At 48.9% G+C, this 25,903-nt stretch carries 25 protein-coding genes; 10 read left to right on the forward strand and 15 right to left on the reverse strand.

All coding sequences use genetic code 11. The annotated features are described in order from the left end of the window. Positions 1-66: 66 nt before the first annotated feature. Positions 67-612, reverse strand: coding sequence for an arginine decarboxylase, pyruvoyl-dependent (locus tag NZM05_11665; protein MCS7014270.1), 546 nt, complete (start codon positions 610-612; stop codon positions 67-69). 209 nt (positions 613-821) lie between these two features. On the opposite strand from NZM05_11665, the gene def reads away from it, so the two are divergent. Together def and fmt are read left to right on the forward strand one after the other, a co-directional pair. After that, the gene (gene def, locus NZM05_11670) at positions 822-1,364 is read left to right on the forward strand and encodes a peptide deformylase (protein MCS7014271.1); all 543 of its coding nucleotides are present in this window, start codon (positions 822-824) and stop codon (positions 1,362-1,364) included. Positions 1,365-1,390: 26 nt separating this feature from the next. After that, entirely contained in the window at positions 1,391-2,338 is a 948-nt protein-coding gene (fmt, locus tag NZM05_11675) for a methionyl-tRNA formyltransferase (GenBank protein ID MCS7014272.1), read from the forward strand. A 44-nt stretch (positions 2,339-2,382) separates the two neighbouring features. Here the strand turns inward: fmt and NZM05_11680 are convergent, their stop codons facing one another. Next, on the reverse strand, positions 2,383-2,679 hold the full coding sequence (locus NZM05_11680; protein ID MCS7014273.1) for a NifU family protein: 297 nt from the start codon (positions 2,677-2,679) through the stop codon (positions 2,383-2,385). A 55-nt stretch (positions 2,680-2,734) separates the two neighbouring features. Next, positions 2,735-3,835 (reverse strand): iron-sulfur cluster carrier protein ApbC, encoded by a 1,101-nt coding sequence (apbC, locus tag NZM05_11685; protein ID MCS7014274.1) that lies wholly within the window; start codon positions 3,833-3,835, stop codon positions 2,735-2,737. 390 nt (positions 3,836-4,225) lie between these two features. On the opposite strand from apbC, the gene NZM05_11690 reads away from it, so the two are divergent. Further along, complete coding sequence (locus tag NZM05_11690; GenBank protein MCS7014275.1) at positions 4,226-4,471, forward strand: YkvA family protein; 246 nt, start codon at positions 4,226-4,228, stop codon at positions 4,469-4,471. A gap of 87 nt (positions 4,472-4,558) precedes the next feature. Here the strand turns inward: NZM05_11690 and NZM05_11695 are convergent, their stop codons facing one another. Both NZM05_11695 and hemB read right to left on the reverse strand, forming a co-directional pair. Continuing rightward, positions 4,559-5,185, reverse strand: coding sequence for a DUF3592 domain-containing protein (locus tag NZM05_11695; GenBank protein ID MCS7014276.1), 627 nt, complete (start codon positions 5,183-5,185; stop codon positions 4,559-4,561). Positions 5,186-5,191: 6 nt separating this feature from the next. Next, entirely contained in the window at positions 5,192-6,175 is a 984-nt protein-coding gene (hemB, locus tag NZM05_11700) for a porphobilinogen synthase (protein ID MCS7014277.1), read from the reverse strand. A gap of 289 nt (positions 6,176-6,464) precedes the next feature. Here hemB and NZM05_11705 point away from each other — a divergent pair, with 289 nt between their 5' ends. Then, the gene (locus tag NZM05_11705) at positions 6,465-8,546 is read left to right on the forward strand and encodes a thiamine pyrophosphate-dependent enzyme (GenBank protein MCS7014278.1); all 2,082 of its coding nucleotides are present in this window, start codon (positions 6,465-6,467) and stop codon (positions 8,544-8,546) included. 158 nt (positions 8,547-8,704) lie between these two features. On the opposite strand, the gene NZM05_11710 is transcribed toward NZM05_11705, so the two are convergent. After that, positions 8,705-9,178, reverse strand: coding sequence for an acyl-CoA thioesterase (locus tag NZM05_11710; GenBank protein MCS7014279.1), 474 nt, complete (start codon positions 9,176-9,178; stop codon positions 8,705-8,707). 84 nt (positions 9,179-9,262) lie between these two features. Between NZM05_11710 and dapA the strand changes: the two genes are divergently transcribed. Further along, positions 9,263-10,171: a 4-hydroxy-tetrahydrodipicolinate synthase gene (gene dapA / locus NZM05_11715; protein ID MCS7014280.1), complete on the forward strand. Its 909-nt coding sequence runs from the start codon at positions 9,263-9,265 to the stop codon at positions 10,169-10,171. Positions 10,172-10,195: 24 nt separating this feature from the next. On the opposite strand, the gene bchI is transcribed toward dapA, so the two are convergent. Further along, positions 10,196-11,371, reverse strand: a complete 1,176-nt coding sequence (gene bchI / locus NZM05_11720) for a magnesium chelatase ATPase subunit I (protein MCS7014281.1) — start codon at positions 11,369-11,371, stop codon at positions 10,196-10,198. Between the two features lie 194 nt (positions 11,372-11,565). Further along, positions 11,566-12,174 (reverse strand): pyridoxamine 5'-phosphate oxidase family protein, encoded by a 609-nt coding sequence (locus NZM05_11725; GenBank protein MCS7014282.1) that lies wholly within the window; start codon positions 12,172-12,174, stop codon positions 11,566-11,568. Between the two features lie 182 nt (positions 12,175-12,356). Here NZM05_11725 and NZM05_11730 point away from each other — a divergent pair, with 182 nt between their 5' ends. Together NZM05_11730 and NZM05_11735 are read left to right on the forward strand one after the other, a co-directional pair. Next, the gene (locus NZM05_11730; GenBank protein ID MCS7014283.1) at positions 12,357-13,538 is read left to right on the forward strand and encodes a tetratricopeptide repeat protein; all 1,182 of its coding nucleotides are present in this window, start codon (positions 12,357-12,359) and stop codon (positions 13,536-13,538) included. Further along, positions 13,539-13,931 (forward strand): EVE domain-containing protein, encoded by a 393-nt coding sequence (locus NZM05_11735; GenBank protein MCS7014284.1) that lies wholly within the window; start codon positions 13,539-13,541, stop codon positions 13,929-13,931. A gap of 162 nt (positions 13,932-14,093) precedes the next feature. Here NZM05_11735 and NZM05_11740 read toward each other — a convergent pair whose 3' ends face one another. From NZM05_11740 to NZM05_11760, 5 genes are all read right to left on the reverse strand, one after another. Beyond that, the gene (locus NZM05_11740) at positions 14,094-16,247 is read right to left on the reverse strand and encodes a VCBS repeat-containing protein (protein MCS7014285.1); all 2,154 of its coding nucleotides are present in this window, start codon (positions 16,245-16,247) and stop codon (positions 14,094-14,096) included. Between the two features lie 145 nt (positions 16,248-16,392). Next, positions 16,393-17,055 (reverse strand): ribulose-phosphate 3-epimerase, encoded by a 663-nt coding sequence (gene rpe / locus NZM05_11745; protein MCS7014286.1) that lies wholly within the window; start codon positions 17,053-17,055, stop codon positions 16,393-16,395. A gap of 64 nt (positions 17,056-17,119) precedes the next feature. Beyond that, positions 17,120-18,967, reverse strand: coding sequence for an aminodeoxychorismate synthase component I (gene pabB / locus NZM05_11750; GenBank protein ID MCS7014287.1), 1,848 nt, complete (start codon positions 18,965-18,967; stop codon positions 17,120-17,122). Continuing rightward, entirely contained in the window at positions 18,967-19,527 is a 561-nt protein-coding gene (locus NZM05_11755; protein MCS7014288.1) for a DUF420 domain-containing protein, read from the reverse strand. Before NZM05_11755 ends, pabB begins: the two co-directional genes overlap by 1 nt. Before the next feature lie 25 nt (positions 19,528-19,552). Then, positions 19,553-20,188 (reverse strand): SCO family protein, encoded by a 636-nt coding sequence (locus NZM05_11760; GenBank protein MCS7014289.1) that lies wholly within the window; start codon positions 20,186-20,188, stop codon positions 19,553-19,555. A 240-nt stretch (positions 20,189-20,428) separates the two neighbouring features. On the opposite strand from NZM05_11760, the gene rpmG reads away from it, so the two are divergent. The 3 genes from rpmG to NZM05_11775 all read left to right on the forward strand — a co-directional run bounded on the left by rpmG (position 20,429) and on the right by NZM05_11775 (position 24,591). Then, positions 20,429-20,611 (forward strand): 50S ribosomal protein L33, encoded by a 183-nt coding sequence (gene rpmG, locus NZM05_11765; GenBank protein ID MCS7014290.1) that lies wholly within the window; start codon positions 20,429-20,431, stop codon positions 20,609-20,611. Positions 20,612-20,707: 96 nt separating this feature from the next. Then, positions 20,708-23,563: a S8 family serine peptidase gene (locus NZM05_11770; GenBank protein MCS7014291.1), complete on the forward strand. Its 2,856-nt coding sequence runs from the start codon at positions 20,708-20,710 to the stop codon at positions 23,561-23,563. A gap of 329 nt (positions 23,564-23,892) precedes the next feature. Continuing rightward, entirely contained in the window at positions 23,893-24,591 is a 699-nt protein-coding gene (locus tag NZM05_11775; GenBank protein ID MCS7014292.1) for a response regulator transcription factor, read from the forward strand. Positions 24,592-24,682: 91 nt separating this feature from the next. Here the strand turns inward: NZM05_11775 and NZM05_11780 are convergent, their stop codons facing one another. Further along, complete coding sequence (locus NZM05_11780) at positions 24,683-25,630, reverse strand: LD-carboxypeptidase (protein ID MCS7014293.1); 948 nt, start codon at positions 25,628-25,630, stop codon at positions 24,683-24,685. A gap of 14 nt (positions 25,631-25,644) precedes the next feature. Next, on the reverse strand, positions 25,645-25,902 hold the full coding sequence (gene atpC, locus NZM05_11785) for an ATP synthase F1 subunit epsilon (protein ID MCS7014294.1): 258 nt from the start codon (positions 25,900-25,902) through the stop codon (positions 25,645-25,647). Between the last annotated feature and the right edge of the window lies 1 nt (position 25,903).

Below are 25,903 nucleotides of genomic sequence, written 5' to 3' on the forward strand. Positions count from 1 at the left end.
GTAGAGAAGAAAGCAGCAAACGCTTGCTTCTCAAGGCTGAGCACTCCGTCTTGCCAAGTGCTGAGCCTACGGTAGCAAAATACCGCAAGCAATAACTGATGTCCAAAGACCAGCTTTGCCTTCTGCAGACTGCGTAATGTTAAAGGTCTTGACGATTTTGCCACTCATCTTATAGATGTCCTCACGCTCGTCCCAAGCAGTGTTGGGGTCAAACTCAATGCCAAGCGTGGTGGCAAGCATCGTTGCGGCAAGATCTTCGGCATACTCTCCTGCTTGCTTTTCACTCTCACCGTAGGGGTGGTGTTCTGAGAGGTAGCCATACTGCGTGCTGTCTTGTGGAATAGCGACCCCAATGGAGGCTGCAATCAAGCGATTATGTTCATTGGTCGCCGCGCGCGCCATCACGCAAAAGGTGATTTGCCCGGGCTGCAAGAGCTTTAAGCCTTCTTCCAGTGAAATGCGCTTGCAGCCAGCGGGGAAAATACTCGAGACAGTTACCAAGTTGCATTTTTCAATTCTGGCGTCGCGCAGGGCAAGCTCAAACGATGAGAGGTATTCTTTATGTCGCCCAACGCCCTTTGTGAAAAAGATTTTAGTTGGAACGAATGACAATTCTCGTCTCCTTCACCTTTTAGTTTTGTGATGCGTGGCGTAATCGCTTTCAAAATTGCGGCAAAAATAGAAAAACCCTCGAGAATTTTTCAAGTATGAAGGGCAAAAAACGCTGCAACTTTCCGTGCAATGCGATGAAATCGGTGGAACGACTTATCCAAGTTTTGAGTATATTTCGCTGAACCTAAAACTTTTCTTAGAAAAAAGCTATGGCAATTCTACCAATTTACACTTACGGGCACGAGGTTTTGAAAAAAGTCGCAAAGCCGCTCAAAGGGGTGAACGAAGAGATTAAAACGCTGATTGCAGATATGTTTGAGACGATGTATCAAGCAGAAGGAATCGGCTTGGCGGCGCCACAGGTCGGCAAATCAATTCGCTTGATGGTTGTCGATATCTCAATGATTGAGAAGTATCAGCATACTAAGCCAATGGTGATTATCAACCCTGTGATTTTGGCGACCGAAGGTGAAGTGGAGATGGAAGAAGGGTGTCTATCAATGCCCGGCGTGCGGGAGGTTGTAACAAGACCTGAGTTCATCACGCTCAAGTATCGCGATGAAAATTTTGTGGAGCACACAGAGCGCTTCGGTGGACTGCTGTCCCGAGTGATTCAACATGAATTTGACCACCTAAACGGTGAGCTTTTCGTGGAAAAACTGGCGCCCAGTGTGCGTCGAGAGCACCGTGCGGAGCTGGAAGCTATTCGACGCGGCGAAGTTGAAGCGGAATACTTGCTGGCGGTAAAGTAGAGATTCTCTGACACAATAAGTGCCCAATGAGCTTGCGCACGGTGTTTATGGGCACGCCAGAATTTGCCGTGCCATCGCTTAGAAAAATTGTGGCGTCAGGCTATGAAGTTCCACTTGTTGTAACAAGCCCTGATAAGCCACGCCAGAGCGCAAAAAGCCAAGCCGAGCCAACCCCTGTCAAAAAAACAGCGCAAGAATTGGGGCTAAGCGTACTGGAAGTTGAAGACCTTAGCAGCCCCGAGTTTGAAGCAGCACTGCGCCGTGTTGAGCCTGACGCGATTGCAGTCGTTGCCTTTCGTATTTTGCCGCCTCATATTTTCTCAATCCCCAAGAAAGGGATTTTTAATCTGCACGCTTCACTTTTGCCCAAATACCGTGGTGCTGCACCAATCAACTGGGCCATCATCAACGGCGAAAAGGAAACAGGCGTAACGACTTTCTTTCTTCAAGAAAAGGTCGACACAGGGGAGATGATTGTGCAAAAGCGGCTGGAAATTTTCCCCGATGAAGTCGCCACAGAATTAGCTGCGCGACTTGCAGTGTTAGGTGCAGAAGCCGTAGTTGAGACGCTCGAGCTAATACAGCAGGGCACAGTCAAAACTATTCCGCAAGACCACTCGCAAGCAACAAAGGCACCGAAACTCACAAAAGAAAACACGCAAATCAACTGGAACGAACCCGCACAAAAAGTGCATCAATTTATTTGCGGACTGTCTGAGCGCCCAGCAGCTTGGACAACACTCGAAGGCAAACTGGTCAAACTCTATCGCTCTCGCCTCGTGGAAACCCACGAAAAAGGTGAGGCAGGGAGGTGGCACATCAGTGGCAACACACTCTATGTGTGGTGCGGCGAAGGAATGATTGAAGTGCTATCGCTCCAATTCGAAGGAAAAAAACGATTGCGCACCTCAGACTTCCTACACGGTTATCGAATAAAGGGCAATGAAAAATTTGCCTGGAGCAATACACCTTGACACTTAAAAGAAAAAGCCCGACGGGGTCGGGCTTTTCTGATGAGCTAAATTGCAGCTTCAACGCGCACGATTTCAGGCACAGCACGCTTGATTGCCTGCTCGACACCTGCACGGAGCGTCATCGTGGACATTGGGCAAGAGCCACACGCCCCAACCAAGCGCAAGTCAACGGTCATATCTTCGCGAATGCCAATCATCTGGCAATCGCCACCGTCAGCCTGCAAATAGGGGCGAATATTGTCTAAGGCTTCTTGCACCTTTGCATAAACAGGGTGCGTCGGTGGCAAGTAGGCAATCTCGGTTGCCTCTTGCTTTGTTTCAACTTCAGGTTGCTGTGGCATAATTGTCTCATTTTAAGTTTAAGTGAAGCTATCAAATAGACCTGTGAAATCAAAGTTAGATTTCAATTTCAAGTTTTGTGGCGCCAACACCTGCGTTCTTGATGGCAATTTGCTGCGCCAGTTTCTCTGCTGCTTCTACAAAAAGTTTGGCTTGCGGCGAATTCGGATGACCAATCACAACTGGCACACCCATATCACCGCCCTCACGCACATCTTTGCTAAGTGGAATTTCCCCTAAGAACGGCAGGTGATAAGTTTCAGCTAAACGCATACCGCCCCCCTGCCCAAAGATGTATTCCTTCGTGCCGTCGGGCAAAAGATAGTAGCTCATATTTTCCAAAACCCCCAGCACAGGAACTTTAACTTGCTCGAACATTGCGACCGCTTTGACCACATCAGCAAGGGCGACATCTTGCGGCGTGGTAACCACCACTGCACCAGTCAGCGGCGCAGCTTGCACCAGCGTAAGCTGAATGTCTCCAGTGCCGGGCGGCAAGTCAAAGAAAAGGTAGTCCAGTTCATTCCACTGCACATCATTCATAAATTGGCGAAGCGCAGAAGAAGCCATAGGCCCGCGCCAAACCACAGCCGTCTTAGAATCGACTAAGAACCCAATAGACATCAGCTTGACACCGTATTTTTCAATCGGAATTAAAGTCTTGCCCAAAATCGCTGGCTTTTCCTCTTTCAAGCCAAACATCGTAGGAATAGAAGGACCGTAAATGTCTGCATCAATTAAACCGACCTTTGCGCCGCTCTTAGCCAGTGCAACTGCTAAATTTACGGCAACGGTGGACTTGCCAACGCCGCCTTTGCCTGAGCCAACAGCAATCAAATTCTTTACGCGAGCAAGTGGGTGATTGGGGTTGGCAGCCTGTCCAGCCATCGGATTGGCACTGGTTACATTAGCAGTCATTTCAACCTCAACCGCCTGCGCTTCCTTAATGAAATGCCGAATCGCATTGACACAGGCATTTCGGATAAGGTCTTTAAGCGGGCAGGCAGGCGTCGTTAAGACGACCGTAAAAGAAACATTGTTTTGCGCATCAATTTTGATGTTTTTGACCATATTGAGCGAGATAATATCCCTGCCCAAATCTGGTTCAATCACATTACGAAGCGCATCAATGACCTGTCGTTCTGTGATAGTTGCCATAGTGGTTTAGTGGTTAATGGTTAATAAAAACTCTATGAAACGGCCTTGCCGCAAAAAGTGGCAATGGAGACAGAGCAAAAGAGACGGCGCAAAGACCCAAACTCTTCTACGCACACAGCTTAGTTACATCAGGTGCAATCACAGCTATGCGCATAGGCTTGCCTTGCAATTTAGATGCCTAATACACTTCACAAATGCTTTTTCAGTGCGAGTCGTTTCCTTTGCCAAAAGCTGGAAAGGAACAGAGAAGTGGTAGCTAAGTTAGTATGGGAAGGGTAGCGGCACAGAGAACGCTAGCAAGCGTTGCAGCCAATGGAACGCCGAAACCCCTTGTCAGGTTCTCGTAGAAAGTCGTGGTGAAATTGGGATTCAACTTCGGAGGAAGGGAAAATGAGCTTTATTCGCAAAATTTGGCAAGAAGCCTCGCTGATGGAAAAAGCAGCAATGACTGCTGCACTGCTTTACATCTTCGTGCCGCTGGATTTTATGCCTGAATTGCTCTTCGGTATTTTCGGCATCGCAGATGATATGGCTGCACTGGCTTTGCTTTTCAGCACCATAATGCGGATTCGCCATCGGGCAAATGAGGCAGAGCGTCAAAAAGTGTTGCAGCCTGCGCCGCAACGGCGGAGATAAGCACTTGGCGACGGTCATAGCCAAAGAGCGGCTCCCCCAAGTGCAAATTAGTGGCTCTTTTCCACAAGAAGCCCTAATCATTTGCACCTACTTTGGTGAGATTTCGGGCAAACCAGCAGCGGAACTTGAAATAGACTGGGGGCAAAGCCATCGCTGAAAGAGCTTGTAGAACACAATGCCGCTGCATACAGCAAAAAGCAGCAATCCAACGCCTAATCGGATAAATGTAGCCCATGTGATGCCAAACTCTATTTCCGACTCAGCGGGATTGTCAGGGTTGTAATGCACCGCAATCGTAGTACCTTTCGTGTATTGAGAAAGAATTTTCTCGGAAGATTGCTTGCGTGTGTCCTTGCCACCGAATTGCGGCGAGAAAAGCTCTTTGGTTACAGTATGCGTATCGCCTGAGACAACATACTGGTAAGTTACAACAGGCACAAAACCACGCTTACCCTGAATGTGAGCATCTAAAACAATGCCTTCTGCAGTTGGCCACTGGCGCACTGCTGACGCTCTGTAGAGTGCATGAGTTTGTAGAAGCGTCAAAGCAATGCCAATAATGCCTAAGGTGCTAATGACAAGCCAAGCAAGAGTGGGAAAAGGACGCACAGGAGAAATATGTCGGCGTAAAAAAGCAAAGCCAAAGCCAAACGACGCAGAGAGAGCAGCAAGCGAGAGCAGCAGTTTTGCGCCAAAAAACGGTCCAACTTCCATTGCTAATCAAAGCAACTTTGCGACTTCTTTTGCAAAATAGGAAAAGATGAGACTTGCGCCAGCGCGCTTCATTGAGAGTAGCATTTCAAGCATTGCGCGCTCTCCATTTAGCCAGCCATTAGCCTCTGCGGCTTTCACCATTGCATATTCGCCTGACACATTAAACACTGCAATAGGCACATTGAAAGTGTCTTTGGCACGGCGAACGATATCGAGATAAGCTAAAGCTGGCTTTATCATTACAATATCAGCTCCTTCTTGGATATCCAACTCAATTTCACGCATGGCTTCGTCAGAGTTGGCGGGGTTCATCTGATAGGTTTTCTTGTCACCAAATTTCGGTGCTGATTGAAGTGCATCACGGAAGGGGCTGTAAAAGCTGGAGGCATACTTTGCTGAATAGGCAACAATTCCCACATGAGTAAAGCCATGGTCGTCGAGTTCCTCACGAATGGCGCCAATCCGTCCGTCCATCATATCGCTTGGGGCAACAAAGTCCGCACCTGCTTCAGCGTGCGAGATGGCAACTTTTGTGAGGACTTCAACCGTCTCATCATTCAGAATTTTTCCGTTGCTCACAAGGCCGTCGTGTCCGTGCGTCGTATAAGGGTCGAGAGCCACATCGGTCATTATGCAAAGGTCTGGAAATTCCCGTTTGATGGCGCGAATAGCGCGCTGCATAATGCCGTTGTCCTGATAGGCTTCACGTGCATCGTCTGTTTTTTCAGCAGGCATAGCATAGAGGTTGATGGCCAAAATGCCCAGCTTTTGTAGGGTTTCGCATTCTCGCACTGCATTATCAATCGAGAGGCGAAAGATGTTGGGCATAGAGGGAATTTCTTCGGCGACATTTTCACCCTCTTGCACAAAGAGCGGAAAGACCAAATCAGACTTTGTTAAATGCGTTTCGGCAACTAAGCTGCGCACTGCTTCGCTCTGTCGCAAGCGGCGAGGGCGATGAGTGAGGTTTAATTGATTGAGCGCGTTCATCATAGCTTTTCTCTTGGGCACTTCAAATTGTCTCTTGTGCTGCCCTTGACCCATCACATAGTGGAAGGGCGCAAGCTCGGAAGCGCCTAATTTAACCAAACAGGGGCTAAATTTTTCTCCAAACTAAGGCGAAGAAGCAACGCCTCTTGGCATCCTTCAGGCTAGCATGGCGGAAATCTGCACTTCCACGCCATACTTCTCAGGGAGTAAATAGCTTCCTACTTTTTGAATTTTTGTCGTAAATTATGACGATTTTACCCCCGTAAATTTTGTTGAAAGGAGTATAACTATGTCAAACAGTGCATCTCAAGCAGCCCACCTTTCCGCAAGCATCTTACCTGCTGGAATTGAGCTTTCAACGCTAAAAAATTGGTATCGCTTAATGCATCTTGGGCGGCAGCTCGATATTAAAGCCGCAGGATATCTCAAAAAAGGAATGGGGTGGTCGTATCATGCGCCGTATCAAGGGCATGATGGAATTCAGCTGGCACTGGGGCAATCGTTCCGACCGAACAAAGACTTTCTTTTCCCATACTACCGTGATATGCTGACCGCCCTTGCGGCTGGAATAACGGTGGAAGAAATTTTGCTCAATGGTCTCTCGCGTGATGCAGATGTGGCCAGCGGTGGGCGGCATATGTCGAACCACTTTGCAAAGCCAGAGATTCGCATCCAGAACGTCTCGTCGCTGACGGGCAACCATGCACAGCACGCTGTAGGCGTAGCACGTGCCATCAAAAAGTATCAAGGTGATGAAATTGCGTTCTATTCGGGAGGAGAATCGGCGTGCGCAGAAGGCTATTTCTATGAGGCCGTCAATGGTGCATCGCGCGAAATTTTACCAGTGGTATTTGTCATTCAAAACAATCGCTTCGGCATCTCAGTGCCAGTGCGCGAGCAGTTTGGCACAAGTCACCCAGCGGAGCTGTTCCGCAGTTTTCCCAATCTCAAGGTCATCTTCTGCGATGGCACCGATGTGTTTGACTCTTGGCGAGCAATGCAAGAGGCAATTGAGTTTGTCAAATCAGGCAAAGGCGCTGCGATGGTCGAAGCCGATTGCGAGCGCATTGGGTCGCACTCTAATTCTGACAACCACTTTCTCTATCGCACACCTGAGGAATTGGAAGAGGCAAAGAAACGAGACCCTCTGCCAAAGTTCAAGAAATTTCTGCTGGAAAATCAACTCTTTACACCAGCGGAGCTAGAAGCAATTGAGCAGGAAAATGAACAGGTGATTGCCGAAGCGGCAGAACGCGCAGAACGCGCGCCGCAGCCTGACCCAAAGTCCGCTACACTGTATGTCTATCCAGAGTTTCGCATCACAGGTGGCGAGCTACATGACCTATCGGAGCCACAAGGAGATCCAAAGCTTTACACTGATGAGGTCATCAGTTTCCTGCAAGCGATTAACCAAACGCAGCATGAGGAGTTTGACCGTAATGAGCACACCTTCCTCTGGGGACAAGATGTAGGCAAAGGCGGCATCTTCAACGCTGACAAAGGAATGCCTCAGAAGTATGGTCCGCGCCGAGTCTTCAATGCTCCCATTGCGGAAGATTTCATTGTCGGCACAGCGAACGGTTTTTCGCGCTACCGTGAAGACATCTGGGTGCTAATTGAAGGCGCAGAGTTTGCTGACTACATCTGGCCAGCGATGGAACAAGTGGTGGAGTGCTCGCACGAATACTGGCGCACAAAGGGCAAGTTTGTGCCCAACATCGTAATGCGTATTGCTTCTGGTGGATACATCGGTGGTGGACTGTATCACTCGCAAAATGTAGAGGGCGCCTTTACGACGCTGCCCGGCTTGCGCATTGTTGTGCCAGCTTTCGCTGATGATATGCAAGGCTTGCTCCGCACTGCCTTTCGCTCACGCGGCGTTACCGTGATTCTGGAGCCTAAATTCCTCTACAACAACCCTTGGGCAAAGACGCGCAAACTTCGCCCCGATGTCTTGATTCCATTTGGTAAGGCACGCTACCGACGCTATGGCACAGACCTTTCCATCATTTCCTACGGCACAACCGTGCATCACGCTCTCTTAGCCGCTGAGAAACTGCAAAATGAACACGGCATTTCTGCAGAAGTGCTTGACCTGCGCTGCCTTGCCCCGCTGGATAAAGAAGCTATCTTTGCCACTGTGCGCAAAACAGGCAAGGCACTTGTTGTGCACGAAGACAAAGTGACAGGAGGCTTTGGCGGCGAGATTGCTGCACTTATTGCTGAACACTGCTTCGAGTGGCTGGATGCACCGATTATGCGCGTCGGGTCGCTGGATACGCCCGTTGGTTTCTCAAAAGTGCTGGAAGCTGAAATTTTGCCAAATGAACACAAGGTCTTTGAGGCAGCCTTGAAGTTGGCAAAGTATTAAGTGAGACAAGCAGAAAGACAGTAGATGCAATGGGGGAACAAATGCGCCTCAGTTTTTCTCTGTCACAAAAATGAGCAGCAATTGATAGATACAAAAGCGGCGCAGGAACTGGGGGTCGGCTCTCTATTGCGAGCAGCAGGATAGTGTGGAAGGCGGTCTTAGCCCTTGTTCAGTAAGCGAATCTGGCGACGCAGCGCAGCCTTCTCATAGCGACGGCGGTCGTTTTCGTCCTCAGGGATGACTTCGGGCACGGGGATAGGTTTGCCATTTTTGTCAATCGCAACAAAAGTAAAGTATGCCTTTGTGCACTCGCGAATCTGTCCTTTAATTAGGTCTTCAGCAAAAACCTTGACGCCAACTTCCATAGAAGTGTTGAATGCACGATTGACATTGGCTTTAATAATGACCACCTCACCCAAGTTAATCGCTTGCTTAAACTCCATTGTGTCGACAGAAGCCGTAACGCACACAGCTTGCGAGTGCCGACCTGCAGCGATGGCTGCGGCTAAATCCATCCAGTGCATCAAGCGCCCGCCAGCAAGGTTGCCAAGATAGTTGGTATCGACAGGGGTAACGATTTGGGTCATCTCGACGCGTGAATACGACATAGGTCGTGCTTCTCGTTCTGGCATATCAAGAATTGGGTTTTTCGTTTCGCAAAATTACGGCGTAAATTCGGCGCATGAAACATCTTTTCTCACCATAAACCACTTTTTATGAGTTATCGCACCATTTCGGGTTCAGCCGTTGCACTGGTAACGCCATTCAAGAGCGACGGCAAAATTGATGAGTCGGCGCTGCGGCGCTTGGTAGAATTTCAAATTCAAGGCGGCACAGACATTCTCATTCCTTGCGGCACTACAGGAGAGTCGCCAACACTGTCGGACGATGAGCAGCGACGCGTGATAGAAATTGTCTTAGAAGCGGCTAACGGTCGCGCAAAAGTCATTGGGGGCGCAGGTACCAACGACACCCGCCACGCTGTCAAGTTGGCAAAGGCAGCTGAGCAAGCAGGCGTGCAAGGCATCTTGTCGGTTGCACCGTATTACAATAAGCCATCACAAGAAGGATTCTTCCAGCACTATGCCGCAGTCGCAGAAGCCGTAAGTGTGCCTATCATCATCTACAATGTGCCTGGACGCACGGGAGCAAATATCTCCGTCGAGACGATGCTACGCTTAGCCGAGCAGTTCTCAAACATTCTTGCTGTCAAAGAAGCCTCTGGGAATATGGTGCAAATTGAAGAGTTGCTGCGTCAGCGCCCAAGCCGACTGTCTGTAATGAGCGGTGATGATTATCTGACGCTGCCAATGATGGCCTTAGGCGGTGATGGGGTGATTTCTGTAGCTGCCAATCAAATTCCACGCATAATGAAGTTGCTGGTCGAGGCAATGCGCTTTGCCAACCTTGCCGAAGCTCAAAGTTTGCATCATCAATACCTGCCGCTGATGATGCTGAACTTCATTGAGTCGAATCCAATCCCTGTCAAATATGCACTGGCCAGAATGGGACTGATTGAGCCATACTACCGCCTGCCACTCACACCGCCATCAGATGCGAATAAATCCAAGATTGATGCGGAACTTCAACGATTAGGCTTGATTAAAGAAGTCGCAGCGGCATAAAGATTTCTGCATCTTGGGATAAAATTAGGAGACAGCAGGTTCGGCGCGAGTTGGCTGAGCGCTAAATTTAGCCAGTGCTTTCTGCAACTCGCGCACAACTTTTTCGCCAGCATCCATTGTCTCTAAGGGGTCGCGTCGCAAGCGGTGTCGCAGCGCAGGGACAGCGACCGTCTTGATGTCATCAATCGTTACGACTGTGCGACCTTCAAGGGCAGCATTTGCCGATGCAGCGCGCGCTACGGTAAGCTCACCACGGTGCCCGTCAATACCTAAATGCATGCAAAGCTCTGCAATCATCATCAAAAGAGGCTCGGGGAGCTCCACTTGTCGCACTAACGATTGCGCCTCTACAATGCGCTGCTGCAGGGCGGCTTGCTCGGCAGCCCATTCAGCTATGAATTCATCGGGATTGGCATCAAAGGCGCGACGGCGTCGCACAATTTCTACGCGGAGGGCAATATCAGTAATGGTGCTAATGCGCGCATGCAAACCAAAGCGGTCTAAGAGTTGCGGGCGCAGTTCGCCTTCTTCAGGATTACCTGAACCAACCAAGACAAACCGCGCAGGGTGCTTGATGCTAATGCCCTCGCGCTCAACAACATTGACGCCACTGGCTGCCACATCGAGCAAAACATCGACCAAGTGGTCGTCTAGCAAATTCACTTCGTCAATGTAGAGAAAACCGCGGTTGGCTTTGGCAAGCAAACCCGGCTCAAAGGCTTTTTCACCTTTGGTCAGAGCTTGTTCAATATCAATTGTGCCGCAAACGCGGTCTTCGGTTGCACCAAGTGGCAAATCCACGACAGGCACAGGAATTTTCTCGGAGCGAAGAGGCCGAGTTTTCTTCTTGCCGCTATTTGCCTCGGCTTGTAAAACTTCCTCAACCGTGCGGTTGTAAGGGTCGCCCTCTGCGCGTTCAATCATTGGCAAGACATCAGCCAGAGCACGCACTGTAGTAGATTTGCCAGTACCACGATGCCCCATCACCAACACGCCACCGATGCGCGGTTCTACAACGTTGAGCAAAAGGCAACGCTTCATTTCATCTTGACCCACAATCGCACTGAACGGAAAGACTTTTTCCCGCTTGACTGATGGGTCGCTATGTTTATCCGCGTTGATCGATGAGCCAGATGTTCGGGGTGTCCTGCGTAAAGTATTTGAATGTCGGCGATGTGCTTTAGAGCTGGCGTCAGGCATATATGTCTGTCATCAAGGTTTTAAGAGTGTAAAAAAAATAGCCTGCCTGCTTTGCTTGCAAGTAGTCTCCCACACACTCTATCAAGAAAGAGTGCAAAGACCAGATGCTCTCCTCTAAGCACTTGCTGGAGAGAAGCAAAAATGAGGACAATGTGCACGGCTACAATCTGATTACAAAACTGTTTAGCCGAAAATTACGGAATTGCCCACGATGCGGAAAGCGTCTCGCCGTGCCAGAAAAATTTTGCGCGACGGTGTCCTTTCGCATCTAACAGAAGCCAATCGAGGAAATGAACAGTGGTTTCAATCACGGCAAAATGTGCGGCGCCAATTTCGCTCTCTTCAAGCGTTGGACTGCGGTGTGTCAGATACTCAGGGAGCCCTGAGGTCGGCGCTTCAACCAAAGTTCCAGGGGGAAGAGTTGTAGCGTAGCATCGACGGCTCATTAGTTGGGTGTCTTTCCAGCGAGCTTCGGCAAGAGGGGTTTGATGGTGCACAGTTGCAGTGCCCAGAAAGCGGAGCTGAATTTTGCGTTCTGGGTGATAAAAGAGCCAAGCGCAGTTGGCGTGATGCCGCAAGTCTTCTACTTTGGCAGACCGAATATCTGTGTGGCAAAATAGCTTGCGCGCAGTGGCATCGACACTACGTAGCACAACCGTACGCATTTCAGGGAAGCCATCACGAATCGTTGCAAAAATGCCCGTATGCAACGGACTGCGACGGTCTCTGACACCTTGTTCCAAAAGCCACCACACTTCGCTGAGTATGGTCTCTAACGACAAGTCTGCAGTAGCTTCAACCATTCGTGAAATCATGCTGAATCAAGGTAGCAAAGCAAAAACACAGCGATTCTGGCGTTTCGTTCTACGGCATAAGTCTTTGTGATGAATCGGCGTTTGCTGTAAGTGTCTCAAGGCTGGACAAAAACATTTGCGGAATTTTGACTGTGCGATTCTGTGTTTAGTGAAACGAAATGATGCGAACAATGACGCGACTAACCAAGCGCTGCATACTTCTCTGGCTGCTCTGCTGGCTTATTCTCCCACAGGCAAATGCACAGATTGAGCGGCGCACTATTGCTCCTGACCCCATCAAGCAGTATAGTGAGCAAGTGCTGCAAGGCATTGACTTGATTTACAATCTCGAGTTCGAAAAAGCAGAGCGAATTTTTAGCGAGATTCGCAATAAAGACCCGAAAAGCCCAATTGGGCACTTCTTTCTTGGTATGACGCTCTGGTGGAAAATGATGCTGGATATTGACAACACGCAGTATGATGATGAGTTTTGTAGCTATATGGAGAAAACCATTGAGGTCTGCGAAGAACGGTTAGAACGAAATAGTGAAGACATCGAAGCCCTCTTTTTCAAGTGTGGCTCACTCGGCTTTCGTGGACGATTGCGAGCCAATCGAGAAAGCTGGCTCAAGGCAGCCAGCGATGGCAAAGATGCCCTGCCGATTGTAAATAAGCTCCAAAAGCTCGACAAAGACAACTATGACATTCTCTTCGGGCTTGGACTATACAACTACTACGCTGAGGTAATCCCTGAAAAAATCCCAGCAGTGAGACCGCTAGCGCTGCTTTTCCCGAAGGGAGACAAACTCAAAGGCATTCGTCAGTTGGAGTTGGCATCGGAGAAAAGTCGCTACGCACGCTCTGAGTCGCTCTACTTTCTGCTACAAATCTACTATGTCTATGAGAAAGACTACCTCAAGGCAATTGAGTACGCAAGGCGACTGTATCAGAAGTACCCAAGAAATGTGGTGTTTCACACTTTCTTAGGACGTGCATTAGCCTCAGGCGGATACTGGCATGAAGCAGAAGCCGTCTACAGTGATGTGTTGCAAAAGTGTCAAAGCGGCGTTGAACACTACAATGAGCGTGCAGCGCGTGAGGCCCATTTTCACTTGGGGGTTGCGATGATGAATAGCCGCAGAATTGCTCAGGCTTATACACACTTTAAGCAAGCTGAAGCGCTGTCCAAAAAGATTGACAGAGAACCCTCGCCCTATCAAGCGCTCACGATGCTGCGTCTGGGAATGATTTATGACTTGCGAGGTGACCATGCCACAGCTGTAACACACTACAAAAAGGTGTTAGAAATGAAAGACTACCAAAACTCCCACCAGTTAGCTAAAACCTACATTGATAGACCGTTCTCTGGCTGAATGGCATATTTTCTGCTGAAAACAGAACCTGATGAGTATAGCCTTTCATCGCTTGCAAAGGAAGGCGAAACAATCTGGAACGGCGTCAAGAATCCCTTAGCGCAAAAGCATCTTCGTAGCATCAAGGTCGGTGATAAGTGCTTCATCTATCACACAGGTAGTGAAAAGCAGATTGTAGGTCTGGGAGAAGCGCTCACAGAGTGCTTCCTTGATGAGCACCGTGACCCTGTCTTTCGGCTGCGATTCGTAAAGCAGTTCCCAAAACCGTTACCTTTATCAGCAATGAAAAAGGACAGGGCATTTGAAGGCTTTGTGCTGCTCCGATTGCCGCGCCTATCAGTGATGCCAGTACCAGAGCACCTTGCGGTAGAGATTTTGCAGCGCGTGGAGTAATGCACTTTATGTTTCGCTTAATTCCAAATCAAAGCCTTCCTGAAAACTGTCTGTACTGCCCTTTTGCCCCAATTCAGCAAAGGGAGAGCATAGCAAAGCGGCAGCAAATCACTGAAACAATTGTACAGTCGGGGCTGCGCAGGCTGAGTGCCTAAAATTGTCTTACTGCGTGGCTGTGCTTTCCGCAAAGAGTGAGTCCAGCTTGATAATATCGAGAGTATGAAGTTTAGTATTCGTAACAAGCAAGAGCGTCTCGCCGTCTATGCGCAAAAGCTTGGCGTCTGAAATGATTGCGTAATTGGCTAAGGTTTTCAAGCTGGAGAACTTCCCAGCGGCGTTGCCAAGCATAACATAGAGTTTCTGCTCTTGAGCCTTGCAAACGAGCAAATCTAAATGTCGGTCACTGTTGATGTCTATGACTCGCACAACATCTTGCTCGGAAAGCCCGATGAGTTTGCTAAGAGATTCAGCCTTGTAGCGCTGGCGGGAAAGCAGCAACCACGTATCGTGTTGATTGGCAAGGAGCCAATCAGGGCGACCGTCACCATCAAAATCTTCGCAAAGTGCCGTATGGGGAGGGGCCTCAGTTTGCAGCAAGCGAATCTGAGCCTTCTCAAAAAGCTGCACGTGTTGGTTCATCGGCATGCCAAATGTGTAAAGCCGCGCCCTAAGGTGTTCTGACTGATGGCGCTCAATCGCTGCAAGCACGGGTTGCCCATACAGTTTGGTAGCCTGCACGGACACAAGTTGCCCCACTGGCACAAATGGCGCAAATGTGACTTCGCTCAGAGACGAAGGGTGTGTTCGAGTCTGGCGGTAAAGTAGCAGTTGCGGTAAAATCGCCTGACGGCTTTCGTCAAGCAAAAAAAGAAGTGCCAGAGAAGGCGCACGCCACCAGTGCTCTATGTGTGTAATGTTGAGTGCAAGTATACTCGTCTCGGCTTGTTTTTCAAGTGAAAAGAGCGGCTTGAAGGAGAAAACAGAGACCTTGTCTGACTTTTCGGACAAAGCAGCAAACTGCATTTCGTCACCTAACTGGCATACCAATTTTGTGCGATATCCTATTGCCAATGGCTTTTGTGCCTGAAAACTTTTGCTGTAGGTAAAGGCTGAAAGCACGGATTGACCTTTGCTAAAAGTTGCAATCAAGGCTTGCGATTTGCGAGGAAAAAGCATTAGCGTAGTGGGGTGTGGACTAAGCACCAGTCGTCCCCATAGCAGTGAAGGTTTGCGAGTGTTGCGAGGCGGTGTGGCAGAAAAAATCACGACCTGCTTTTCCGAAGGTTGCGTGAAAATAATCTCGGGTAATTCATCACCATTTAAGTCCTGAACTGTACAGTGTGCGGCAGCGTCGATGCCAAGATAATGTGGCTCATACACTCGGCTGCCACTTTTGCCAAGAAAAAGGGTTACGGCTTGAACAGTTGGATTGAGTGCAAGAAGGTCGATTACACCATCGTGGTTAAAGTCAGCGCTAAGGAGTTGTGAAGGAGAGTGGTCGAGCGGCAAATAGACAGGCAAGCTACCTGTTTGAACGCCTAGGTCGAAGAGCACGCAAATTTCCGCCGGGAGTGTGCGGGTTTGACCTAAGCCCAACGCAAGGTCAGGTAGTCCATTTTGATTGAAGTCGCTGGCAGCAATTGAGGCAATTGGCTGATTAAACGACAGACTTACAGTGCCAAGCAATGAATCTTTGTCGGTGCGAATGAACTTAATGCACTGTTCAACGGCGCTATGTGCGATAAGATGCGAGAGTTTATCCTTGCTAAGAGACTCAGCGAATGTAAGCTCAGAGATAACACTTTCGCTGAGAAAACATGCGCGCTTCACAAAACCATAGTGTGGCGAAAAATCAACCTGTTCAATGCCACGCATTTGGCCATAAAGCAAAATAGACGTGTGATGCAAAGCAGGCATAATTGCTATTTTTTCAGCGCCAGCCGTAACCTCGATTTCTGCCCGTAGCGTCAGGCGCTCGCCAGAGGCAGCATAGTAGCAAAGCAACCGTTCAGGTGAGCGTGTAAGAAAAATCAGGTCGGTAATACCATCATTATTTAGGTCAGATGCGCCAATGTCTTGAACTGAGGTCAAAAGTGCAAAGAACTTTGGACTAAACTCATCCAATGATGCGCCGCCATAGAGAATCGTCAAGCGGTTGAGAGGTGGTTCAATCAAAGCAAGGTCAAGGGTGTAGTCGCCATTGAAGTCACCAGCTACAGCGCGACTGGCGCGATATTCCAGTGCCACATCGTAGCGGTAGAATGTGGGCGGAATCGTCTCCTTGTCCTTGCCAAAAGTGGGAGAAGTGAGTAACAAAGAAAATACTGCAGCAGTGAGCAAGCATAATTTCACAAGATTCACAACTTGGAGACTCCTTATTTGTTCTACTTGACCGGTTCGCTGCATTGTGGAGGCTAAAGGTAAAGGTTGTGCATCACTTTTTCATTGAAGCAAACAGAATTTAATCACAGGCTCTTAGTTTCAAGATAGCCTCAGCAATGTTAGGGGCACGAAATACAGCGGAGCCTGCAATTAAAGCATCAGCTCCAGCAGCACGAACTGCAGCGGCATTCTCTGGTAAGATGCCGCCATCGATTGCGATGATGAGACAAGGGTTAAGAGTTTCACGCAAGTAATGTAGTTTTCGAACCTTCTCAAGCGAAGAAGGAATGAACTTTTGACCACCAAAGCCCGGATTGACAGACATAATCAGTACAAGGTCCAACATCGGCAAAATCTCTTCCAGTGTGCTAACAGGCGTAGAAGGGTTAAGTGAGACACCTGCCTTTGCACCAAGTGAGTGAATCAGCTCGACAGTGCGATGAAGATGCACGCAGGCTTCTTGGTGAACCGTGATGTGCGAGGAGCCCGCCTCAATAAAATCCTTGATATATTTCTCAGGCTCCACAATCATCAGGTGCGTATCAATCGGCAGAGAAGTGCTGCGCCGCACAGCCTCCACGATGAAAGGGCCGAAGGTAATGTTGGGCACAAATCGTCCGTCCATCACATCACAGTGAACCCAATCTGCGCCGCCTTGCTCAATCGCTGAGAGCTGCTCACGTAGGCAGGTAAAATCAGCAGAAAGAATTGATGGTGCAACAATGTTTGGACGCTGTGCCATATCCGAGATTTTGTATGCAGGAAAGCGCTTTATACGCACAAAGCTAAAAAATGTTGCCTTTGAATCATAAATAAATCTCTTCTAACTGCACACGACGCAGACCGTGAACTGCATTGCAGATAAAAATCGCATCAGCAGTATGGAGGTCGCTAAGCGACAAGATGGCTTCTCTAGCATTGGGCACGGTGGCTAAAATATGCTGGCGATAGATACCGTTCAAGACCCCGCAAGAAAGGGGAGGGGTCAGAAGCAAGGCACCTTTCTGAACAAACACATTGCTGATGGCACCCTCAGTGAGTTCATCACGCTCGTTGAAGAAAAGCACATCTGCAAAGCGATGCTGCAACGCAAGCTGAAACAAGCGGTCGTAGAGAGGACGATGTGTGGTTTTATGGCGAAAAAACCTGTCGCGCGAAGATGTCCGCTCTTTTGCAAGAGCAACTTTAAGCATTTGAGAAGAAGGCTCAGCAAGAACCTGATAATCCAATGAAATGCAGCCGTCACGATTGAGCCGCAATCGCACCTTGTAGCGCTGCGTGGGTAAAAAAGAGTTTGCAAGCTTGCTCAGTTTAGCACGGATAGCTGCTTCGTCAAAATTAAAGTCAAAATAGTAGGCAGAGCCTTTAAGGCGGGCAAGATGGGCGTCCAAAAAAGGATAGCCATTGTGCCATAGAAGCGTTTCCAGAAGCTCAAATGAAGGCAAAGGTGATGCAAAAAACTGTGCCTTCAGTTTGCACTCTTCATATTCCTCAGACGAGCGAGAGTCCCAGACAATACCACTGCCGACGCCAAGCGTGCCCGAGTTACCAGTTAGAACAGCGGTGCGAATCGCAACGCTGAAGACAGCCTCTTTCTCAGGTGAAATGAATCCAACTGCGCCCGTGTATACGCCACGAGGTGAGGGCTCTAACTTGCAAATAATTTCCATTGCCCGAATTTTAGGAGCACCTGTGATTGAACCGCACGGGAAGAGTGCGCAAAAAAGTTCAAGGTAAGTAACTTGGTCTTTCAGCTCAGCTTGCACGGTCGAGGTCATCTGAAAGAGCGTATCGTATCGCTCGACTTCAAACAGCGAGGGCACTGACACACTGCCCAGTTTTGCAAGGCGTCCTAAATCATTGCGAATAAGGTCAGTAATCATCAAATTTTCGGCGCGATTTTTTTCATCACTTCTCAGCGCTGAGATGAGTTGAGCGTCTTCATCGTTGCTCAAGCCCCGCCGAATTGTGCCTTTCATCGGCTTAGAGACAATATGGGCGCCTTGGCGCCGAAAAAAGAGTTCAGGAGAAAGCGATAGAATGGTAACAGTTTCAGTTTGGATAAATGCGGCAAATGGGACGCGCTGTGCTCGAGAAAGAGAGCGATAAAAGGCAAGCGGCGAGCCTTGAAACTGGAAACGAAAGGGCGCAGTGAAGTTAATTTGATAAACGTCGCCAGCTCGAATGTAGGCTTGAATACGTGCAAGTTTCTCACAATACTCCGCTTCAGAGAGGTCAAAATGCAGGTGCTGCACGCTAAAAGCGCCGGGCGATTCAGCTGGTGCAAGGCGATGCCGATGTAACTCGATTGTCCCTGTGCGATGATTAAATACAATTGGTTGATGATAGACGCCGAGCCAAATCAGGGGATAAGGCAGGTTCGCTCGGTATGCCCTGAGACGAGGCTCAAATGCAAAACCAGCTTCATATGCAAGATAGCCGGCCAGATAAAAACCTCTTTCAAGCCAGCGCTCAAGATGCGCCAAAAGCGGAATGACGTCGTCGATTTGGTATGCGGCAAGAATTTGAATCGGGTCGAGAAAAAGAAAGGTGCGAAAGTTTTGTGAGTCGAAGCGAGCGGTCTCCAAAAGTACAGCGCCGCTTCGACCGTTCAGCGTAGCATAGATGGCACTGGGAAGCGGCATGTAAGGCATCAGGACGAGAAAGCATAGTATGGTGAAATGAGCACATAGACCAGCACGCCCGTGATGGCTACATATAGCCAAAGAGGAAGCGTCCAGCGCGCAATCTTGCGGTGTCTATCGAACTCACCACGCCACGAGCGAGCAATCGTAAAAAGCGCTAGCGGTAAGATGACAGCAGCTAAGACGATGTGCGTAATAAGCACAAAGTAGTAGAAGTAGCGAATTATGCCTTCACCGCCAAACTTCGTCGGTGGCGCTTGAGAGTGGTAAATCACATATGAGATGAGAAAGATACTGGATAGGACAAATGTGCTAATCATCAAGATACGATGCAGGGCGATACGCTTATTGCGGATAGCGACAAAACCAAGCACCAAAAACACAGCGCAAGTGCCGTTGATGAAAGCATGAAACTTTGGCAGCATTGAGACATTGATACCGCCACCGATTGCTAACACTTGCGGGAAGAAGAGCAAAAACGCTACAAGGCTAACAACCACAAGCGAAAGGGCATAAACGATAAGCGAGAGTGTCTTTTCGTTTGCCTGCTTCAAGTCCAAAGTGGGCATTTTAAACTCCTCCTCTGATTAAGTGTTACTGCTGAACTGCTTGCTTTCGTGCTGCAGCTTCCTCTGCTAAAAAAGGCTTAGCAAGCTCGCGAATTTGAGTTTTGAGAACGGCAATGCTGGCGTTGTCGTTGTGGCTAAAATAGCCACGAATGCGACCCTCAGGGTCAATCAGCACGAACTTGGTGCTATGCCCAGCTGGTAAATTTTCTGCGGGCAGCATGAAGCCTTTCTCAGAGAGCGTAATCACACTGTCAATAGAAGCACGGAGAAAACGCCAGCGTGTATCATAAACCCCATTTGCTTCGGCGTATTGGCGGAGCACCAAAGGCGTATCATAGTCGGGGTCAACCGTGATGGAGAAAAACTGCACACGCTGCGACGAAGCGTATAGCCGATAGAGTTCAGCCATCTGCTTAGTCATTACTGGACAAGCACCTGGACAGCGAGTGAAAATGAAGTCCAAAATTGTGATTTTCCCAAGCAAATCAGCCTCTGTAACAGTGTTGCCATACTGGTCTTCAAGACGGAAAGGGGGAACTTTAGCAATAATAGGAATTTCCTGACGCGAAAAGTCCGCACGCTGAATCGCAAACACCGCCAGTGCCGTAATCACAATTACGCCGGCAGCAAGAGCGGAAAATAAGCGAAGTGTATACTTCATACTGCACTACCTTACTTCCATTTTGAACTGCAAACATAGCGCTTTTTAGGATGGGGTGCAACAGGCGCCTGTACTGTTGCAAGCGTAATCTAAGTGAGAGCAGCCGGCATTGAAGAGTTTCTTTCTCAAAAGTGCAGGTGCAATTGCTTTGGGCACACTTTGTCCTGCGCACTTGGCAAGAATAGCTAAAACGCCTATATTTGCTAATCTTTCTCAAAAAGTCTTAACACCAAACGCAATATGGCAGCAAAGAAAGGCAATCGCGTGGTGATTACGCTGGAGTGCACAGAGGCGCGCAAAGAGGGTAAAACGCCATCACGCTACACCACAGAGAAAAATAAGCGCAACGACCCCGAGCGCTTGGAGCTGATGAAATATAATCCTTACCTCAAGCGCCGCACTTTACATAGAGAAGTGAAGTGACGCTGAAAGATTGTAGTCAAGCAACTGAACACAAAGTTTGAAGAAGGCGTATCAGCTACGCCTTTTTCTTTTTTCAAAGCCTGTGCGGACAAGACAATGATTCGCCTGATTGTTTCTCTACTAACACTGCTGCTCGTTTCTACAGTGCCGCTCTGGGCACAAGATGTCCTGCCACCTATCAAGCGTGATAAGCTTAGCTTTATTTCCAAAGTAACCTGCGGCATTGATGCTTTTCTTGAAAAGTATCCAGAAGCAGATGGACGCGGCGTAATCATTGTGATTCTTGACACGGGCGTCGATATGGGCATTGAAGGCTTGAAGCGCACCTCACTGGGCACACCCAAAGTAATTGATGTGCAGGATTTCAGTGGGAGCGGAAATGTGCCGCTGACAGTTGGAAAATTAGATACACTTCGCGGTCGAGTATGCCTGCAAGATACGGTGAACAAAGTTACACTGTTAGGTATCGACGCACTGCCGCAGCCAATTGACTGTACATACTTCGTTGGTGTCTTCAAGGAGGCACGCCTTCAAAATGGTGAAGTGCCCGATGTAGATGGTGATGGCAAATCAGAGACGGTGTTTGGTATCGTGGCGATGAGAACAAAGGACGGTGCATTAGCATTCGTGGATGCAAACGCTGATGGCAACTTATCGGACGAAAAGCCACTACGCACCTACAGAGAGTGCTTCGACACTTTCACGTTTGTGCAAAAAGATACCACAAAACTACCTGTAATGACCTGTGCGTTGAACATCTTTCTGGACAAGCGGCTTATTGTGATTCACTTTGACGATGGAGCACACGGCTCGCATGTTGCAGGGATTGCAGCAGGCTACAACATCTATGCGACGCCTACGCAACCGGGTTACAACGGCATTGCACCGGGTGCGGAACTTGTCAGCCTGAAAATTAGCGATGGTGCAATTGGGCAGTTGACCACCACAGGTAGTATGAAGCGTGCATATGAATATGCAGCTGCCTTGGCAGGCTCGCAGCCAAAACCAGTTGTCGTAAGTATGAGCTTTGGCGTGGCGTCAGAGATAGAAGCAAATGCAGATATGGAACGCTATCTGGACTCGCTATTAGAGGTAACTCCGAACCTGTATGTGGTTGTCTCAAACGGCAATGAAGGACCTGGAATTTCCTCAACAGGCTTGCCAGCTGCTGCCTCACGGGTGATTTCAGTTGGTGCGCTGCTCAATCGTGACATTGCACGTGATGCATACAACTCTGAGCAAAAAGAACATAGCATTTGGAATTTCAGTAGTCGTGGTGCTGAGACCCCAAAGCCCGATTTAGTTGCACCTGGTTCTGCTTATTCCACTGTGCCCAATCATTCACAGATGCCACTGATGAGCGGCACAAGTATGGCAGCACCGCATGTAGCAGGCGCAATTGCACTGCTACTCAGTGCATTGCTCAAAGAAGACCCAGAAGGTGTACGAGCGGGGCTATACTCGCAGCGCGTGATGAAACAAGCATTGCGCGCTTCAGCACGACCGCTCGCTGCATCGCTAGCATACAGTGAGTTAGACTACGGTGCAGGTCTCTTAGATGTGCCAAGAGCACTGGAAGCGCTGCGTGCATATCGCAAAAGTGGATTCAGTGCACGGCTGGTGGACTATCGCGTGCGAGTAGCGTCTAGCGTGCACGGCACAGATTACGGCACACCCGCAGCCTATCATCGCAGCACTGTGATTCCTGAGGCCGAAGTGTTTCAAGTTACGCCAATCTTTCCACCAAAGGTACCGCTACATGAGCAAGAGCGATTTTTCCGAGTTGTGTCTTTGCGTTCAACGGCAAGCTGGCTGAGACCAGTGCAGAGAAACGTGATTCTGCGTGGCAAAGAAGGAGCAAGCATAAGAGTGCTATACGACCGCAGCAAGCTAAAAAAGCCAGGCGTCTATCACGGTAAGGTGATAGCGACGGCTAGCCAAAATAGCAAGTTCCCTGAGGTAGAGTTCGAGCTGCATAATACGATGGTGGTGCCTTATCTCTTCGACCATCAAGGATGGCTAACACTGGAGCGAGAGACGCTGAGGCCTGGAGAAATTCGCCGATATTTTTTCGCTGTGCCCAGCGATGCATCGGCTTTGACAGTCTCGATTGTAAGGCAAGGTAAGCAACCATGCGAGGTGTCGGGAGCGCTGGTGACACCACGAGGCGCTGTAGCAATGCCAATTTCAGCGCCAGCAGACGACGAGCAGGAATCGAATGTAAGCCTCACACGAGAATTAGAAGCAGGAATCTATGAGGTTGTGCTTCAAGCCGAGTCAGGAGCTCGGCAGCCCTCGTGCTTTACGTTTGAAGTGGCAATTGAACGTGTTTCAATAAACCCAACAGTTGTAACACCAGCGCTTTTACGTGCAAAGGTAGTGAATACCAACTCGGAAACAGTGCGAGGCAGTCTCAGTGCTCGCATTAGTAGCTATGTCAAAACGCATTTTGACACGCTCTACGCAGGGCAGATTTATCGCTTGCCAATTTTGCTTTCTGAAAAGGATGTAGCGCTTACAGTGAAGCTAATGCTTACAAAAGAAGACTACAACAAAAATACAGACATCGGACTCCTGATTCTTGATAGCTTAGGGCGGAAACTGGTAGCGCAGCCTGTTGATGCAGCCACTAAGAGTATTCGCTTTGTAAATGTCTATGATAATCCTGCACAGGTGTTTTTTGAAGTGCACTACGGCTTTGCAGATGATTCGCCACGAAATTTTGTGCGTCTATGCATAGAGGAAATCCACGCCATTCAGCCTGTTACGCTCTCGTCCCAAATGAATCTCTCAGTAGAACTGTTGCCTTTCGTGCCCGTTATGCTGGAGTGGCAAATACCTAATGACTTGCCGCAAATACCCAGAGGTTATACCTATCGTGGTGACTTGCGCTTCGAAGACCTATTTAATCAACTGAAGTCTATTCAGTCTTTTCTTGTGCCACGATACTAATGACGAAAAAATCAAAGTTAAGTTGTTAGGTTTAGCTTGCTTCTACGCCAACTGCTCCTAATTCTACTGCCTTCTTATGCTGTGTTTCGCAATCCCGAATAGCACATTTCTAACGCATTTTTGCAGATGTGTTAGGTTTTTGCTATCTTTGCGCAACCTAAATCCAGCCTTGTATGATGGGCTTTCCAGTCAGCAAAGCCCAACTGGCGGCGAAAGTAACACATAGTTGCAGTGCTGCTAGGCAGCTTAGTCCCTACCGTTCTTTGCGGCTTAATCAAACCGTCTCGGCGTCAATGAAGCAAAGTGTTACAAACTAATAAACCCTAATTATGGCAAATCCCAACAACAAAACTATTCTGATTGCAGATGATGAAGTAAGTTACGTATCGCTACTGCGCACCCAGTTCGAGAAAGAGGGCTACAGCGTTATTTGGGCGCAAAGTGCGGCGGAGGCGATGGCGAAGGTTGCTATGCGCCCGATTGCTGTCATTGTGGACTTAATGCGCAGTCAGGGAGCAGGATTAGAGTTGTGTCGTAAGCTACGCGCATTTCCAGAGTGGCGGCATCTGCCTATCATCGTCTTTACAAGCAAGCAAGAAGAATCAGATGAGGTCATTAGCCTGGAAATGGGGGCTGACGATTTCGTGCATAAGTCAGCAACGCCTCGCGTGCTGCTGGCGCGCCTGCGTAATATCTTGAAGCGCTGTACTGCACCAGCGTCGACCACAGAGGTAAGTTACATCAAAGTTGGGGCACTTGAAATCGACCGCGCAACTTACACGGTGCGCCTAAGTGGCAAGGAGGTTTTCCTACCAAGAAAAGAGTTCGAGCTGCTCTGGGTATTGGCATCTAACAAAGGCAAAGTTTTTTCTCGTGAGATGCTCTTGCGCAGTGTCTGGGGAGAAAATGTGTATGTAACTGAACGCACGGTCGATGTGCACATCTGCAAAATCCGTCAGCGCTTAGGTGCATTTGGTGCAGAAAATCTTGAAACAATCAAGGGGGTCGGCTATCGCATCAAGGCATAACAGCGGCAAAAAGCGGCTATCAATGCTGAGCATGCACCCCAATGCTTAGCATTGAAGCCTAAGAAGTCAGAGGTGAGTTCGGCGCAATGCGCTACACAACAACTTTTTCCACAATCTCGAGGCTGCAACTTTTCTTAGAGACGTGGAGCATTGCTTTGGCGCCGAAAGGCAAAGTCAGCTTATGCTTGATATGCCCAAATGAAAGGTTCGCAAAAGCAGGCGCTTGACGAGGCAGTTTCTTCACATACCCTGCAATCACTTCTTCCATTGAAAGCGTAGGTTTGTCATCTTCGGGTTCAAAGTCTGTGATTTGCCCAATTACCAACCCGCCAAGTCTGGAAAGAATTTGAGAATGTTCAACTTGCGAGAGCATTCGGTCAATGCGGTATGGCTCTTCGCCCACATCTTCAATGACGAGAATGCGGCGCTGCATTTTGGGCAAGTAAGGTGTGCCAATCAGCGTAGTAAAGAGCGAGAGATTAGCACTGATGAGCCGACCACGATGTTCGCCAGCTTTGAGTGCAACCCGACAGTGAGAGCTATGATTGGGCAAAGCACCATAAACCGAAGCAGAAGTAAGCATTCGCCAAAGGTGTTCTTGAGCAAAGTCGTCAGGGTGCGTCATATCCGAAGCAAGCATCGGGCCGGAGAATGAAATGAGACCGCACTTTGCAAAAAGTGCGCAGGAGAGCGCTGTAATGTCAGAAAAGCCAACAAAAATTTTAGGGTTACGAGCAATGGTATAGTAGTCCAGCAGTGAGAGGAGGCGTGGCGAGCCATAGCCACCGCGTAAACAAAAAATTGCCGACACTTGCTTGTCGGCAAACATCTCATTCAAATCCCGAGCCCGCTCTTGGTCAGTGCCGGCTAAGTATCCATACACCTTGCGGACGGCTTTGCCAAATTTGACACGGTAGCCAAGGCTTTCAATATATGTGGCGGCACGCTCTAATTTATCTTCGGGGTAAACAGGGCTTGCAGGTGCAACAATGCCAATCACATCGCCCTGCCGTAGTCGCTTTGGTTTAAGAATCTTCAAGCGTTGCAGAAGAGTTAGGTATTCTGAATGTTTTCTGCAATCACGATGGCACGGTTGTTGTTCATCTCCACAAAGCCGCTTGAAATCTTGAAGGTTTGCTTGGATTTGTCGGGCAGTTCTATGCGCAACTCACCTTCCTGCAAGGCAGCCAAGATCGGAGCGTGATTTTGCAAAATTTGAAAGCTGCCTACAACGCCGGGCAGAGTTAGTGAAACAACTTCTCCCTCAAAAACTGAGCGAAGAGGCGTCACGATTTCAACCTGAAATGCCATT

It is taken from the genome of Chloroherpetonaceae bacterium, from assembly GCA_025056565.1.
Taxonomy (GTDB): Bacteria; Bacteroidota; Chlorobiia; order Chlorobiales; family Thermochlorobacteraceae; genus Thermochlorobacter.